At 55.1% G+C, this 15,112-nt stretch carries 16 protein-coding genes; all 16 read left to right on the top strand.

Annotated elements, in window-relative coordinates; translation table 11 throughout:
- Nucleotides 1–118: 118 nt before the first annotated feature.
- The 16 genes from KBY83_RS08095 (at nt 119) to KBY83_RS08170 (ending at nt 15,103) form a co-directional block, all read left to right on the top strand.
- Nucleotides 119–352, top strand: coding sequence for a DUF4351 domain-containing protein (locus KBY83_RS08095; protein ID WP_255019074.1), 234 nt, complete (start codon nt 119–121; stop codon nt 350–352).
- Between the two features lie 53 nt (nt 353–405).
- Nucleotides 406–2,220: an ABC transporter ATP-binding protein gene (locus KBY83_RS08100; RefSeq protein WP_255019075.1), complete on the top strand. Its 1,815-nt coding sequence runs from the start codon at nt 406–408 to the stop codon at nt 2,218–2,220.
- Between the two features lie 297 nt (nt 2,221–2,517).
- A complete protein-coding gene (locus tag KBY83_RS08105; RefSeq protein ID WP_255019076.1) occupies nt 2,518–3,312 on the top strand; it encodes an FkbM family methyltransferase in 795 nt (264 codons plus the stop codon).
- A gap of 813 nt (nt 3,313–4,125) precedes the next feature.
- Nucleotides 4,126–4,881, top strand: a complete 756-nt coding sequence (locus KBY83_RS08110) for a glycosyltransferase domain-containing protein (protein WP_255019077.1) — start codon at nt 4,126–4,128, stop codon at nt 4,879–4,881.
- A gap of 211 nt (nt 4,882–5,092) precedes the next feature.
- A complete protein-coding gene (locus KBY83_RS08115; RefSeq protein WP_255019078.1) occupies nt 5,093–5,725 on the top strand; it encodes an FkbM family methyltransferase in 633 nt (210 codons plus the stop codon).
- A gap of 154 nt (nt 5,726–5,879) precedes the next feature.
- Nucleotides 5,880–6,413, top strand: coding sequence for a methyltransferase domain-containing protein (locus tag KBY83_RS08120; RefSeq protein ID WP_255019079.1), 534 nt, complete (start codon nt 5,880–5,882; stop codon nt 6,411–6,413).
- A gap of 370 nt (nt 6,414–6,783) precedes the next feature.
- The gene (locus KBY83_RS08125) at nt 6,784–7,644 is read left to right on the top strand and encodes a glycosyltransferase (protein ID WP_255019080.1); all 861 of its coding nucleotides are present in this window, start codon (nt 6,784–6,786) and stop codon (nt 7,642–7,644) included.
- Complete coding sequence (locus KBY83_RS08130) at nt 7,644–8,384, top strand: glycosyltransferase (protein WP_255019081.1); 741 nt, start codon at nt 7,644–7,646, stop codon at nt 8,382–8,384. The genes KBY83_RS08125 and KBY83_RS08130 overlap by 1 nt, the downstream gene beginning before the upstream one ends.
- Nucleotides 8,385–8,398: 14 nt before the next feature.
- The gene (locus KBY83_RS08135; RefSeq protein WP_255019082.1) at nt 8,399–9,259 is read left to right on the top strand and encodes a glycosyltransferase family A protein; all 861 of its coding nucleotides are present in this window, start codon (nt 8,399–8,401) and stop codon (nt 9,257–9,259) included.
- A gap of 24 nt (nt 9,260–9,283) precedes the next feature.
- Complete coding sequence (gene hisH / locus KBY83_RS08140) at nt 9,284–9,925, top strand: imidazole glycerol phosphate synthase subunit HisH (RefSeq protein ID WP_255019083.1); 642 nt, start codon at nt 9,284–9,286, stop codon at nt 9,923–9,925.
- Nucleotides 9,926–9,927: 2 nt separating this feature from the next.
- Nucleotides 9,928–10,719: a HisA/HisF-related TIM barrel protein gene (locus KBY83_RS08145; protein WP_255019084.1), complete on the top strand. Its 792-nt coding sequence runs from the start codon at nt 9,928–9,930 to the stop codon at nt 10,717–10,719.
- Complete coding sequence (locus tag KBY83_RS08150) at nt 10,716–11,873, top strand: hypothetical protein (protein ID WP_255019085.1); 1,158 nt, start codon at nt 10,716–10,718, stop codon at nt 11,871–11,873. Before KBY83_RS08145 ends, KBY83_RS08150 begins: the two co-directional genes overlap by 4 nt.
- Nucleotides 11,874–12,058: 185 nt before the next feature.
- A complete protein-coding gene (locus tag KBY83_RS08155; protein WP_255019141.1) occupies nt 12,059–12,700 on the top strand; it encodes an FkbM family methyltransferase in 642 nt (213 codons plus the stop codon).
- A 243-nt stretch (nt 12,701–12,943) separates the two neighbouring features.
- Entirely contained in the window at nt 12,944–14,029 is a 1,086-nt protein-coding gene (locus tag KBY83_RS15415; protein WP_255019086.1) for a glycosyltransferase family 4 protein, read from the top strand.
- The gene (locus KBY83_RS08165) at nt 14,029–14,469 is read left to right on the top strand and encodes an acyltransferase (RefSeq protein WP_255019087.1); all 441 of its coding nucleotides are present in this window, start codon (nt 14,029–14,031) and stop codon (nt 14,467–14,469) included. Before KBY83_RS15415 ends, KBY83_RS08165 begins: the two co-directional genes overlap by 1 nt.
- Complete coding sequence (locus KBY83_RS08170; protein WP_255019088.1) at nt 14,453–15,103, top strand: acyltransferase family protein; 651 nt, start codon at nt 14,453–14,455, stop codon at nt 15,101–15,103. Before KBY83_RS08165 ends, KBY83_RS08170 begins: the two co-directional genes overlap by 17 nt.
- Nucleotides 15,104–15,112 lie beyond the last annotated feature (9 nt).

A 15,112-nucleotide genomic window follows, 5' to 3' on the forward strand; every position in this document is an offset into this window, starting at 1 on the left:
CTGTTGCGGCTGGCAGGCTTTCAATCGATCCGCACCGGGATGCAGTCGGTGATGCACGACATCACGGCGCTGATGGCGATGGTCATGCGCAGGACACAGCCCAACCCTTGCTAAGACTTTGAATCAGTCCTGCCGTCAGGAGGGCCTTCAGGAAGGGCGACGCGATGAGGCTGCAGCAATGACCCTCCGGCTCCTCAACCGCCGCTGTGGCCCTCTCACAGTCGCCACCACCGCCCAGATCCAGGCCCTACTAGTGGAGAAGTTGGAAGCCCTCGCCGATGCCCTGCTCGACTTCCAGGGCCCGGCAGACCTGGCCGCCTGGCTGGCCGCCCACACCACCATCCTCGCTTGACGCCCCGCCCCAACCCCTGCCCCCTCGAGCCCCGCTGCCCACCCGCACCCTCTATGCCCACCCCGCAACCAACCGCTACAGCCTCAGACCCCAGCCTCCTCCAACTCCTCCGCCAGCTCTGGGCCCACCTGGCCCGTCGCCGCCACGTGCAGCTCGGGGTGCTGCTGCTGGTGATGCTGGCCAGCAGCGTGGCCGAGGTGCTGAGCCTGGCGGCGGTGCTGCCGTTTCTGGCGGTGCTGGCCAATCCTGAGGGGTTGTGGAACCAGCCGCTGGTGCAGCAGTGGGCGCCGCGGCTGGGGTTCGCCGGCGCCCAGGCGCTGCTGCTGCCGATCACGGTGGCGTTTGCAGTGGCGGCCCTGGCGGCAGGCGCAATCCGACTGCTGAACATGTGGCTTAACGGGCGGCTGGCGGCAGCGATCGGCTCAGACCTGAGCTGTGAGGCCTACCGGCGCACGCTGTATCAACCCTATGCCGTGCACCTGGCGCGCAACAGCAGTGAGCTGATCTCCTCGATCAGCACCGATGTCAATCGCGTGATCTATCAGATCCTCAACCCACTGCTGCTGCTGCTGAGTTCGGGGTTGATCGTCGTCAGCTTGGTGGCCACGCTCTTGGCGATCGATGCGGAGATCGCCCTGGGGGCAGGCCTGGTGGTGGCGTTGGTGTATCTGGTGGCAATGGCCGCCAGCCGCCGGTCACTGCAGCAGTTGGGGCAGCAGCAGGTGTTTCTCAACCGCCGCTTGATCCAGGTTCTCCAGGAGGGGCTGGGCGCTATTCGGGACGTGTTGCTCGACGGCCATCAGAGCGTCTATGGCGCCACATACCGCCAGGCCGATCGGCCGCTGCGTCAGGCTGGGGCTGACGCGGGCTTTCTGAGCAGTTACCCGCGGTTTGTATTGGAACCGGTGGGAACAGCCCTGATTGCCGTCGCTGGTTATGTAATGGTGCGTGAGCAGGGGGTCGGACGGGCACTGCCGCTGCTAGGGGCGCTGGCCCTGGGAGCCCAACGGCTGCTGCCGATGGCCCAGAAGGTTTATGAGGGCTGGGCGCAAACCCGTAACGCCAAAGACAGCCTGGCGTCTGTGCTGCAACTGCTCAATCAACAGCTCCCTGCTGACAACGATCTGCCCCAACCGGATCCGCTGCATCTGCGAGGCGTCATCTGTTTGAAAGGTGTGCACTTTCGCTACGGTCCAAATCTGCCCGAGGTGCTGCAGGGCCTGAATCTGGAGATCCGCCGAGGGGAGCGCATCGGCCTGATCGGCAGCACCGGCAGCGGCAAAAGCACCACGCTGGATTTGTTGTTGGGCCTGCTGCAGCCCACGGCAGGACGGATTCTCGTAGATGGTGATGACCTCTATGATCCTTGTCATCCAGAGCGGTTGGCGGCCTGGCGGGCGGCGATCGCCCACGTGCCCCAGAGCATTTACCTGGCGGATAGTTCGATCGCCGAGAACATCGCCTTTGGTGTGCCGCGGGATCAGATCAACCAGGAGCGTGTGCGGCTTGCAGCTCAGCAGGCCCAGATCGCCGGCTTCATCGAAAGTAGCTCTCAGGGATATGCCAGCTTTGTGGGTGAGCGGGGGATTCGGCTCAGTGGCGGGCAACGTCAGCGCATCGGCATCGCCCGGGCGCTCTACAAGCAGGCCAAGGTGCTGGTGTTTGATGAAGCCACCAGCGCGCTCGATACGGCCACCGAGCAGGCGGTGATGCAAGCGATCGAGGGGCTCAGCCGCGATCTAACAATCGTGTTAATTGCGCACCGGCTCAGCACGGTGGTGCACTGTGATCGGATTATTCGCCTTGATAAGGGAGCGGTGGTGATCGATGGTCACCCTGCAGATGTGTTGAATCCGTCGCCCCATTAAGCGTTGTGCCTGATCAGTTTCTTCACCAGAGCAGCTCAACGAACTCCGCTGATATGAGCGCTAGGTAAAGGCCGATAGCTTCCTGAGCCGGCTATAGATCCTGAGGTAGCGTAATGGCCCGGACTAACACTTGCATTAAACTTTGAAATATCTCGAAAAGGAAGTCATTTCGATAGAGTAGACTTGCCATGAGAGCAAGGTGAGCACTTCCGCATTCCGCATTCCGCATTCCTGCGGTTGTTCCAATTTTGCATAAATTCAAGCAAGCCCTTAGTTGTTTAAGTCAATTCACCTAAAATGAACGCCAACATTCACATAAGAAACTTTATAAACATAGCCAAGGGTAGAACTGTTCGGTTTGGTTATGATCCCAAAGAAAAGATGTATTGGGCCGTCGAGGCGGGCAGCATGGGGCAAACCGGCGTCTTGAGGCGTCATGCTAATTTCAACAGGATTGAGAGTTTATACACCTTGGGGATACAGAAAAGATCCAAAGACTTATTTGAATCCTACTGTCTTGCCCATATTGATTTTAGAGTCGGAGATGTAATTATAGATTGTGGCGCCAACAGCGGTGACTTGTATATGTCGCTAAGTCCTAAGGCGGGCGCATCAAATTACCATTGTATTGAACCAAATCCTGCAGACTTCTCTTGCTTGCAATATAATTGCCCTGAGGCGCATCTCCATCAAGTAGCGCTATCTAATTGCGAAGGAAAATTGCCTTTCTATGTGATGACCGATACGGCTGATTCATCTATGATAGACCAAGGTAAAGACGTAGGATCCATATTAGTAGACGCTGTCAGACTTGATAAATTCGTTGCAGCACTGGGGCTAGGCCATGTAAAGCTTCTCAAGGTTGAGGCCGAAGGCTATGAGCCCGAGGTGCTTATGGGATGCGAAGGAATGCTATCTAAATGTAAGTATATAGCAGTAGATGGTGGGCATGAAAGGGGGCCAAACTTAGACCAAACATTGACTTTTGCGGCAAATTTTCTTGCAAGAAAAGGGTTCGAAATGGTTGATATTAATTTTGTCTGGTCTAGAGCCCTTTTTGCCAACAATAATTTGCTCTTAGACGAACCATAGCTTTATACCAATCCAAAGAGCAAATTAAATATTATAGCAAATATTGCGCAACGGCATCGTGCTGATGCTTTATTTTCAATAAATTTTATGGTGAAAATTGGTTCTAAAATCCATCAGTGGCAATCATGCGGTTATTTGTTTAGAACCGCTTGGCCCATGGATTCACTGCCATGACCTACTCAAGCGGGTCCAAAATCTGCCCAAGACGATATTATTCTAATAGTTTTTGGTGAGCTAGTTGGGCAAAGAATAGGTATGATGTCTCACTAGGCCATTCAATGAATTGTAGCCTCTTTGGGTGAGGCCATCGAGGGATAAGTGGCATCTACGGCCGGTCTAGATCCACAGATATTGGTGCATCAAGCGCGTCGCTCATCTGAGGCCTAGAAAGCCAAAGAGAACGTCCACTCGCAGAATACACAGGTTCTTGATAATCACCTCTGTCTTGTCGTTGGAGCGAGGGATGTAGGGCCTAGTGCAAATATATCGGAGCGCCAAGGACTTGCAGGCCTTGGCAAATTCATTGGGCATGTATGCCTGCCCTTTATCCGACATCCCGTGGCGGCACTCGACCCCTAGCTGTTGGAATGGGGTTGCCCTACACTATCGCGACCACCAAAAGTATTCCCGTCAATTTCGGCAGCAATGCCGTTCTTCTAATGGAAAAATATTACACTAATTCATCCGCGATCGTCTGAATATGGTTCAGCCCGCTTGAGCAGCGAGGTGCACCTGTTAAGGCTTAATGCCGTCAGATCTATAGCGATACCGGCTTTTATCCAAGCTGAAACTACCATTTAACAGACTTAGTTCATGAAGACACTGAAAATCGTAGTACTCACAGCTAATATTGATAGCCATGACGCCTCGGTACCTGTGATCCCTTCTGATTGGGAGAATGTCTTTCTAATCGTATTTACTAGCTCTTATTCAACTGAAACCACTGTTCAACACATTGGCAATACACTAAGAGTGAGCATTCGCAATTCACCTTTGCTGGCGCGGCAGATTTCTAGAATACCTAAGATTAATCCCCTTTTCCTTTTTAACACCTCATTCAAGCCACCATCAATTTTCCCCGATTATTCTAAAGTATCACTAGCTATTCGAGCATTTATTGGCAAAGAATTCGACTATCTTGTTTGGCATGACGCAAATTGCTCCCTGTTATCATATACTCATTTGTTAGCCATTTGCTCAAGTGTACCTACAAACGGATGGGGAATCTTTGCTCATCCTGATCGCAATTGTCTTTATCAGGAGGCTCGCGCAGCGAAGGGGCTCTCTTATGTTTGCAATGAAATCCTTAAACAGCAATTGTCCGCATATAAAATTAAAAAAATGCCATTGAATTATGGTCTATATGCATGTGGATTCTTTGTGCGATCCTATCAATCACTTTATTCATCACGTGTCCTTTGGGATTTGTGGATGCATGAATTTCTCCGCTGGGTTCCACGCGATCAAATCAGCCTCCCATACTGCCTTTTCCAGCATCCTCTGCATCGCCCAACATTATTAGGAAAATTTACTTGGACAAACGAATTATTTGCCTTTAAACCTCATTAAGCACTATGTCCTTTAATCTAGTCCGAAGCTTGCTTGGTTTTCGATTTGACCATTACGAGGCAAATTTATTCTGTGATCTTTTTTCGAAAAATCGCCTTTCTGGCTCGTCTATTTGCACTCCAATGGGCAATGGAGCGCGCCATATACTAAGCTTGGTTGTAGACTATACGTTGCAAACTGCGCCCATGCTTCTTGTTGAGACTCGCTCTCAATGTTTACAGGAGCTTTTGCCTTCACGTTTTTAAACAGTAACATAACCTCATATTTCGAGGCGGGCGCCAATAATGGCATTGAACTTTCCAATACCTATGCAATTATGAGTACTCATAGAGCAAATGGCATTCTAGTAGAGGCCAATCCTTCCCTCTATCAAGATTTATGCAAGAATCGCCCGCGTGACGCAACTTTTAATCTAGCTTTATCTGCGCATACAGGTCTTTTTCTCGAATTTAATCCGTGCGAAGGACAGACGCTTTATGGATCTCTTGTAGTTGATAAAAAGGTGGGTGCGTCCTCATCCCCGCAGGAAATCGTCCAAGTGCAATCCAGCACAATACCTGACATTCTTGATTCAATCTCTATGGATTACGTTCACTATTTAAGTCTTGATATTGAGGGTGGAGAGCTCGATGTACTTCAATCCCTTGTGAAGCCTTTCTTTGACGTTGGCTTTATTGAGGTCAACACAAGATTGGTAAGCAAAGCTTGCCAAGTCGAGCTTGAAAGAATCGGCTATAAATGCTATAAGTATCCGTTTGCCAAAAATGAATTACTGGCTGTTAACCCTAAAGCCGATCTAAACATTGATTTGTTGAAAATCATGGACAATCTTTTTTCATTATAAGACCATGCATCTCCGCACGCGAATTCTTGCTCTTCTTCGCTCCCAAGCATCGCATCCTCTTCGAAGTCGTCTTTCGCAATTTCGGCGATATAGGTCAGTTTCTTCGTTAAATGCTTTTATGTCTAGGAATTTACCAGCTATCTCTGAATGTCATATGCAGCTTTCTATTGATTTGGGATGCAACTCAGCCCCCACGAATCCATTTAATGCTCATTCATGTTTTGGGCTGGATGTCTCTCCTTTTAATGACCCCAACATTATTCGTTGTGATATATTTGGAGAGGCACTTCCTTTTGCCGATAGAGAAGTTTCTTGCGTAACTGCGTTTGACTTTATTGAGCACATTCCCCGAGTAGTCGTCGAATCTGGCAAAACACGTTTCCCTTTCGTTGATGTTATGAACGAGATTTACCGGGTCCTTGCTCCTGGGGGCCTTTTCCTGTCGTATACACCAGCTTTCCCATTCAAAGAAGCCTTTCAAGACCCGACTCATGTAAATATTATCACGGAGGATACATTTCCATTTTATTTTTCGAGTGACCGCTATTTTGATTCACCTGGCCATGGTTGCCTCTATGGTTTCCGAGGCAGTTTTGTGATTCTTGATCAGGCGTGGCATGAGTTCAGGCTCCTGACTCTACTTAAAAAACCTATGCTTGGTCCTGATCGTGCCCCTTCGCAGTGCTAATGCACCTGGTTTTCTTTCTCTGTTTATGAAAATTTTCAAGTGCATCTTCGTCTGTGATGGCGATACTTCCTCTGTTGATCTGTGGTCAAATATCCCTTTTTTGCTCGCTTCGGAGCTGAAACGAAGAGATATTCAATTGGTCTTTCTAGATTTAGCCTCGCCATGGCTTTTAAGGAAGCTATGGAAATATGCCTTGGGATTCCGCCACAAGCTTCGTCACTGGAATACGAGCTTTGATTTTTATCGGTCTCGCACAAATTCATATCTGGCTACTCGCCGCCTTAACCTGGCGGTACGGCGCCATGGCGGTCCGAACACTATTCTGATTAACCTATCGATCAGCGCAGCTCCCACTCTCAGCACCATCCCGGTGGTGCTGCTCAGCGATTGGAGTTATCACCACTACATCACCGAGCGCCTCGGCCGCCAGCCCGATCGAGCCGAGCAGGCCACAATCGCCCGCGACAACGCCGCCATGGCTCGCTCCAGCCTGGTGGTGCTGCTCTTCCCCGAATCGGCAGCACGCCTGCAACGTGAGATACCCAACGGCCGCTTCCGCTTCCTCGGGCATGTGATCAACGATCACCCCCTAGCCCCCCCCCCTCCAGATCAGCCCCCGGCCGCCATACCCCATACCCCCTTGCGGCTGCTGTTCGTAGGCCGGCCCCGCTACAGCGAGGGGCTGGAGCTGCTGCTGCAGGCCCTCGACCTCCTGCCCTCCGATCTGCCGGTGCAGCTAGATGCCATCGGCATTAGCTCAGAGGATCTTGCCTCTCCACCAAGGCGCCATCGCCTGGTTCAGCTGCACGGCTACCTCAGCAAAGCCGATCCCACACAGCGCTCTGTCTACTACAATCTTCTTAACAAGGCTGATCTGGTGATCAATGCCTCCAGCCGCTGGGGCGGCGTGTCCGCCACCGTGGAGGCCATGCACCGCAGCACCGCTGTGCTCACCGCACCTTATGAAGAGTTTCAGGCACTCTTTGGCCGCACAATTTCCTTTGGTGACTACCTAAACAGCCTCACCCCCTCTGCCATTTCCGCTGCGATCTCCGCCCAGCTGCAGGATCTAGTTCGCCTGGCCGAGCACCAGCAGGCTGCTCACCATGCTGTGCAGGGGTTCACTTGGGAAGGCTTTGTCGATCGGCTATTTTCAGAGGTCGATTCCCTCTCGCCGAAGCCTTACCATAGCCTTCCTAAGTCCTCGGCCATTAGAAAATCCATCCACTGATGCAGTTCAGCCCCCAATTCACGCTCATCACGTCTACGCTCAATTCCGGCGCCACAGTGGAGCGCTGCCTGCGCAGTGTGGCGGGCCAGACCAACGCCAGCTTTGAGCATCTGATCGCCGATGGAGCCTCCAGCGACGACACGCTGGCAATTGTGGAGCAGTTTTCCAAGGATTATACCCTGCGCCTGGTCTGCTCAGCGCCAGACACAGGGCTCTACCAGGCCTGGAATCGTGCTCTGGAGCAGGCAAGCGGGCAATGGATACTGTTTCTCGGCTCCGATGATTTTCTCATTTCCAGCGATATTCTTAGTTCAGTAGCAGAGGCGATAGAGCTCGACCCAAGCCTCCATGCCAAACAATTTCTATATGGCGATACAGTCGCCGCAGGTGAACCAGACTGGAAGCTCTTTAAGCCCAAGCATTGGCTGCATCATCTGCGTGGTATCACAGAATTTCCCACAAGTGTATTTATCAGTTCCCGCCTCTTTGTAAAGGGGCAAAGATTTGACGAGAGCTATCGCATCTGCGCTGATCACAAGTTCTTCGCCGAGCATGAACTTTTCAGGCATGGCACCTACCTGCCGATACCAATGATTTCCTTCCAGCAGGGTGGCATCAGTAGCAACACCAAGTTTGAGCGAATGCACTACCTAGAGCGGCGCCGCATTCTACGCGAACTCAAACGCTCTAGGCCCTGGTTCAGCGAGTGGTACTACTGGCTGCGATCTCGCGCCGCCTGAAAGCATCTTGTCCGATGGCACTTGAGCAGCAGGTCTGGAAGCGGAGCCGGCCCCTCTGGTTTCGCCTGCCGCGGCTAGCGCGCATCGGCTGGATCCTCGTGGCTGTGGCCCTGGGGCCATGGCGGCGCCGCTTGCGGCTGGCTCCCGATTGCATCCGTGCTCTGCTGCTAGTGCGCGATCTTTATTCTCCACTGCCTGGCCTGGTGGAGAGCCTGTTGCAGCAAGGGCTCCGGGCCCAGCACATCCTGCTGTTGGATTCGGGATCCACCAACCCCACCTGCCTTGCCACCCTCGCGGCCCTGGAGCAGAGCGGCTGCCGCTGGATCCGGCTCTCCCCGCAAGAGCAGCGCTTCGGGCCATATGCCCCCTGGCTCAGCCGCAGGCTTCGAGCCCAGATCCGCGGGTGGCGTTACCCCTACCTGGTGAGTGATCCCGACCTGGCCCTTCCAACCAGCATTCCCAGTGATTGGCTGGCCCAGCTGTTCAGCATGCTGAATCAGCACCGCAGCGTGCTCAAGGTGGCTCTCCCCCTGACCATCAGCGACATCACGCTTCAGAACAGCGCCGCCATCAAGGCTCATGAAGAGGGCCTCAATTGCCAAACGGCCTACCGGCTGCTTTCCCGCTGTCTGCTGGGCAAAAGCTCGGAAGCCACGATTTGCACCACCGACACAACCCTGGCCCTATATCGACCGGCACAGTTTTTTTCGACCCTCTCTATTCGCCTCCCTCTCCGCTACGCAATCAAGCACCTGCCGTGGTATACTGAGTTCTGCGCATCTTGCGAGTATCACTATTACCAGGCTCACAAGTTGAATCTATTTGGTGAGTGGAGCAGCGTCAAGCATGCCGGTCCTCCCGATCACGTTGTCTAGCTATTCCATCATCTCTATTCGGTCGTGGTGCTCAACCAGCGCAAAACTGTTGGACTCATCGATTACGGCACGGGAAACATCGCCTCGCTGGATCAGGCTTTTGCGGAGCTTGGGGTGAACACCCGCCAGATCCAATCTCCCGAGCAACTCCATTATCTCGATGCTGTGGTGTTGCCAGGGGTAGGTCACTTTGGCCCTTCTCGTCAGACGCTGCAGGCCAGCGGGGTGCAAGAGGCCTTGATCGACCTGATTCGCTCGGGTCTGCCTACCCTGGGGATATGCCTTGGTTTTCAGTTGCTCACCGTATGTAGCGAGGAAGCGCCCCAGGCCGATGGCCTCGGTTTGCTGCCCCTGCGCACGGAGCGCCTCAGGCCCACCAACACCAAGCTCCACAAGGTGCCGCACCTCGGCTGGAATTCGCTCTCCTCGCCAGCTGAAGCCCCAAGGTTGCTGGCCGGCATCGCGCCCCACGATCGGCTCTTTTATTTCGCCAACGCCTACGCCATCGCCCCCAACGCAAGCCAGATTGGCCCTCAAGCGTTCTACCAGCATGAGTGCCCCTGGCTGGCGATGGTTGAGCAGGACAACATCCACGGCGTGCAGTTTCATCCCGAAAAGAGCCGCAGCCAGGGCCTGCAGCTGTTGCGCAACTTTCTGGCGAGCTGACCATGCTGCGACCTCGGCTCATTGCAGCACTGCTGGTGGATGCCCAGCTGCATCTGGTGAAAACCACCGCGTTTGAGCAGCGGCACTACCTCGGCGACCCTCTCAACGCCGCCTATGTGTTCAGCGGTTACGAGGTGGATGAGCTGCTCGTGCTCGACATCGACGCCACCCCCCAGGGCCGGCCGATCCCAGCACGGTTTGTGGAGGCCCTGGCACGCTTCACCCGGGTTCCACTCACCATCGGAGGCGGCATCACCTCCCTTGAGCAGATCCACGACCTCCTTGCCCTCGGTGTGGAAAAGGTTTCCCTCAGCGCAGCCCTCACCCAAAACCTGGCCTTTCTGCAGCAAGCCGTTGATCGCTTCGGCTCCTCCACCATCTCCGTAGTGCTCAACGTGCAGCACCACGGAGATGAGCAGCCCTTGGCCTGGTTCGGTCGCCCCAATCCAGGCACTGCAGGCGAGCCATTGCTGGAGATCGCTTTTGCCTGTGAACAGGCAGGTGCCGGCGAGCTGGTGCTGAACTCCGTGGATCGCGACGGCAGCCGCAGCGGTTTCGACGTGGCTCTACTGGCCAGCCTGAACGGGCAGCTCACGATCCCGTTGGTGGCGCTGGGGGGCTGCGGCAACCAGACCCACATCGCCGAACTTCTGGCCGCCTCTCCCCTCTCGGGAGTCGCCGCTGGAAGCCTGTTTGTGTACGCACCAGACACCCAAGAGGTGCTGCTGAACTACCCCCACACCAGCTCCTGGCTCGCCGATCAGCTGCCGCATCTGCAGAGGGCCTGGCGATGAGCACGCCGCAGGAGCCCTACCAAATATGCGTGCGCTGCGTGATGGACACCAGCGATCCCTGGATCCGCTTCAATCGGCTGGGGGTGTGCAACCACTGCACCGAGTTCCTCGCCACACGTGTCGCCGTTACCGCCTACCAGCATCGACGGCCGCAGCAAGCAGAGAGTGGCCTCAATGCCCTGTTTGAGGAGGTCCGATCGAAACGTTCCCCAGGCTCAGACCACGACGTGGTTGTAGGGGTGAGCGGTGGGGTAGACAGCTCCAGCGTGGCCATGCTCGCCCAGCAAGCCGGCCTTCGGGTGCTGGCGGTGCACATGGACAACGGCTGGGATACGCCCATCGCCATCCAGAACATCTACAAGCTGATTGGCCTGCCAGGAATCAGTTACCACGCTGAAGTGCTCCATTGGAACGGCTTCAAAGCCATCCAGCGCGCCTTCATCGAGGCCGGTGTTCCTGATATCGAACTGCCCACCGATATCGCCATCCAGGCGGCTTTGCACCGAGTGGCCCAACAGCGGCGCATCAGCATCATCCTCAGTGGCGGCAACATTGCTAACGAAGGGATTCTCCCCCCCGCCTGGCTCTACAACGCCCGCGACAGCCGCTACGCCCACGCGGTTCTCCAAAAGGCGGGTACTCCCCCCAAGCTATACCAATCCATCAACTTCGGTTTTCGCCGCGAGCTGCGCTGCCGGCTGCTGCATCGCATCCAAACCCTCTATCCCCTCAATCGCTTCCGCTACGACAAGGAAGCCGCTCGGCATAACCTCAAGCAGGCCATCGGTTGGCAGAGCTACGGCGGCAAACACTGCGAATCCACCTTCACCCGCTTCACCCAGCTGGTGTATCTCCCCAAGCGCCACCAGGTGGATTACCGCCGCGGCTATCTCTCCGCCGACATCTGCATAGGCAAAACCACCCGTTCCGAAGCCCTGCAGCAACTGGAAACCCCACCCTGGGCGAAGATCCAGGTGGATCAGGATCTGGCCTTCGTGGCCCGCAAGCTCGACTACACCCCAGCCCAACTGGAAGCCGCCATGCACTCCCCGCCCAGCTGGTATTCAGATTTTCCCAATGGCGAGAGGCTGCTGGGGGTTGCCTACAACACCTACCGCCTCTTGACGGGGCGGCCCAAAGCCTCGAATTTTTAAGACTGTTCATCCGTGGCTTCCCTTTTGCCATCCGCGCTAAAATGATACGGAATCTAGTCCAGAAACTTGGCATAAAGTTTCTCCTGGCTAATGGAAAGGCGATTGTTGATATCGATCGTGCACTTAATGAACCAGTCGCCTTTCAGTCATCTCTTTTCGATTCTTAAAGGTTAACTGTATTTGATATCGGCGCCGCCATCGGCACCATTGCAGGTAGCTACAAGTGTCGCCTGTCGGCGCATTGCAATGAATATGGGTTTCAAATTTACTGCTTTGAACCGCTCTCTAGATACTTTGAAAGCCTGAAAGCTAAGTTTTCGGGCGATCCAAGAGTAATTTGCGAAAATATAGCTTTATCTGACGCAAAGGGGTTCGCTAATTTCTTCCAGGGTGAACTCCCCTTTTCGAGCAGTCTTCTGCCGTTCTCCAACGTTAGTGAAGGGGACGCCTGGGGCGAGGGGATTTTTCTCCGAACCCAACAAGTTGTTTCCGTGCCAGCAATCACTTTGGATGCGTATTGCCTGGATAACTCAATATCCCATGTAAACATACTTAAAATTGACGCCCGGGGAGGCGAGGCCTTGATTCTTCAAGGCTGCGAAAGACTTATGAGGAATCAATGCATAGATTTAATTTATCTTGAAGTCATTCTTGAAGCGACCTGCCAAGGCCAGCCAACGGTTTGGGATCTCATGGCCAGGATGAGCAAATTTGGCCATGAACTCATTGATATATATGATGCTGCAAAAGTGCGGGGCAAGCTTATGCAGATGGATGCCCTGTTTGCCAGCGCGATCTTTACGCAAAATCACCGGTTGCCTCATTGAGCCAAGGCGACAAGTAGAAAAAACCTCCTGTTGCCACCAAAATGAGTAAGAACGGCGCAGATCGCCTAAATCAGCTCCTAAATCGATGTGCTCTTATTTTATTCCAGCACTAGTTCAAGCTAATGTAATATTACACCCGGCAACTCCGAGGCCTAATCGGCTTCCTTCTGGAAGACGTCGAATTCGCCTGACAGCAGCACCGGCACGGGCCCCTTCCTTCGCTGATTCAGCTGGGCGTTCTCTGTGACCCGAGTTCTCGGCCTTTCCCTCTATGGCCCCCAGGCCGCCAGCCACCGTGTGCGCCTCTCACAGTTTGAGCCTGGCCTTGCCGCCGCTGGTATCGATCTGCAGATTCAGTCGCTGTTGGATGACGCCTACTTGCAACGCAGCTTTTCGGGTGGTCGGCCATCGCTGCGTGGCCTGCTCGCCGCCTATGGCCGCCGACTACAGGCCCTGCGCCACCTAGATCTATTTGATCTGGCGATCGTATATGGCGACCTTCTGCCCTTCCTGCCGGGCTGGCTGGAGCGCCAGCTGCTCCATATCCCCTTCGTCTACGACTGCGACGACGCCTTCTTTCTCAAATACCGCTCCGGCCGCCTGCGCCTGCTCCAGCCCCTGCTTGGAGCCAAGGCCGATCGTCTGATGGCAGCGGCCGCGGCCGTCACCGCAGGTAACGCCGGGCTTGCTACCTACGTGCGCCGCTTCAACAGCACCGTTGCCGTGTTGCCGTCGGTGGTTGACACCGATCAGTTCCGCCCTGCCGTGCTCCCACCGGTCGATGATTCGTCCAAACCCTTCACGGTGGGCTGGATCGGCAGCCCTTCCACTGCGCCCTACCTCCAGCTGTTGGTGGAATCCCTGCAGCAGTTGGCCCTTGAACGGCCTCTGCGCTTGCTGGTGGTGGGCGGCCCCGCCCCGTCGATCGCCGGGGCGGAGATCATCGAGCAGCCCTGGAGCCTGGAGCAGGAAGTCCCCCTGATTCAGCAATTCGATGTGGGTGTGATGCCATTGCCGGATACTCCCTGGGCCCGTGGCAAATGTGCCTACAAGTTGATCCAGTGCATGGCATGCGGCATTCCCGTGGTGGCTTCTCCCGTGGGCGCCAATGTGGAGGCCGTGCCGAAGGAGTGTGGCCTGCTTGCGGAGTCGCCAGAGGAGTGGCTGGCGGCGTTTCAGTGCTTGGCTGCTGATTGTGCTCTTCGACAACGGATGGGTCGCTCAGCCCGCCGCTGGGTCGAAGAGCGCTATTCCCTGCGTAGCGCCTTGCCCATGCTCGTGGATGTGATTCAGCGCGCTGTTCATGGCCGCTTCCCACCCCCGCAGTGATGTCGCGTAAGCCGATTCGGAATCATGTCCTGGATGCTTTGCGAGGTATCGCTTCGCTGCAGGTCCTCGCCACCCATTTGCAGTCGTCGATCACTGGCTTTTACCCCGGTGGTTGGCTGGCATCCCACCCAGTCGCAGTAGCCACGCTTGAGCATGGTGCCATCGGCGTGGATGTGTTCTTTTTGATCTCCGGATTCATCGTGTACCTCGCAGCCCGGCGGGTGATCCATGCCGGCAAAGGTGTGCGCCTGTTTCTGCTAAAGCGGTTTTTGCGCATCTTTCTGCCTTACTGGCCAATCGCCCTCGCGCTGGCTGCTGCCTACATGCTCTTACCTGGCCTTTCGTCCGCCGCCGATCCCATCCAGGTGAATTGGATCAAGAGTCTCACGTTGATTCCAGGGGGGGGGCGACTATTCCCTATCTGTGGCCTGGACCCTTAGTTTTGAACTCTTCTTCTACGTTCTGTTAGGGCTTTCTCTTGCCTTCCGCCGCCCTGCTTGGCGCTGGGGTTTGATCTTGATTCCTTCCGTACTGGCGTTAATACGGGTTTCAGCTATGCGTAGCGTTGAGTTTGGCCAGGCCACCACTCCGCTCACCCTGCTTGCCAATCCTTATCAATGGGAGTTCTTGCTGGGCTGCGGTGTGGCAGTTCTGGCTGGTTCGCATCTGCCCTGGACGGCTTCTCTTCGGCGGCGTGGTTTCCTTTTGGTTGGCTTGCTGCTGCTGGCGGGTCTACTGCTGTTCTGGCCCTTTGCAGTCACGTTCACTTATCGCCTCGCGCTGCTGCTGGTGCTATCAGTTCTTATCCTGCTCAGCACTTTGATCGATGTTCAGTTCCCTGGGTTGCGCGCACTCGCCTGGATGGGTGGCATCTCCTACAGCCTGTACCTAGTCCACAATCCAATGCAGTCGTTGGTCATCCGCCTAGCCATGAGCTTCGGCCAGCATGAAGCCGTGGCTGCGCTCATGCTGGTGCTGGTGCCGCTGCTGGCGGCGGTTTTCTATTTCCGCACCTTTGAAACCTGGTCGTTGCAGCTGATTCAACGAGCATCGGCTCGTCTCCAGAGCGCCTAGAAACCCAGC

Origin of the sequence: Cyanobium sp. WKJ7-Wakatipu, assembly GCF_024345355.1 — a bacterium.
Lineage (GTDB): Bacteria > Cyanobacteriota > Cyanobacteriia > PCC-6307 > Cyanobiaceae > Cyanobium_A > Cyanobium_A usitatum.

Bases quoted from the DNA above. Each gene is read 5' to 3' on its own strand.
- KBY83_RS08100 (WP_255019075.1), top strand. From the start codon at position 406: ATGCCCACCCCGCAACCAACCGCTACAGCCTCAGACCCCAGCCTCCTC.
- KBY83_RS08105 (WP_255019076.1), top strand. From the start codon at position 2,518: ATGAACGCCAACATTCACATAAGAAACTTTATAAACATAGCCAAGGGT.
- KBY83_RS08110 (WP_255019077.1), top strand. From the start codon at position 4,126: ATGAAGACACTGAAAATCGTAGTACTCACAGCTAATATTGATAGCCAT.
- KBY83_RS08115 (WP_255019078.1), top strand. From the start codon at position 5,093: ATGTTTACAGGAGCTTTTGCCTTCACGTTTTTAAACAGTAACATAACC.
- KBY83_RS08120 (WP_255019079.1), top strand. From the start codon at position 5,880: ATGCAGCTTTCTATTGATTTGGGATGCAACTCAGCCCCCACGAATCCA.
- KBY83_RS08130 (WP_255019081.1), top strand. From the start codon at position 7,644: ATGCAGTTCAGCCCCCAATTCACGCTCATCACGTCTACGCTCAATTCC.
- KBY83_RS08135 (WP_255019082.1), top strand. From the start codon at position 8,399: ATGGCACTTGAGCAGCAGGTCTGGAAGCGGAGCCGGCCCCTCTGGTTT.
- KBY83_RS08145 (WP_255019084.1), top strand. From the start codon at position 9,928: ATGCTGCGACCTCGGCTCATTGCAGCACTGCTGGTGGATGCCCAGCTG.
- KBY83_RS08150 (WP_255019085.1), top strand. From the start codon at position 10,716: ATGAGCACGCCGCAGGAGCCCTACCAAATATGCGTGCGCTGCGTGATG.
- KBY83_RS08165 (WP_255019087.1), top strand. From the start codon at position 14,029: ATGTCGCGTAAGCCGATTCGGAATCATGTCCTGGATGCTTTGCGAGGT.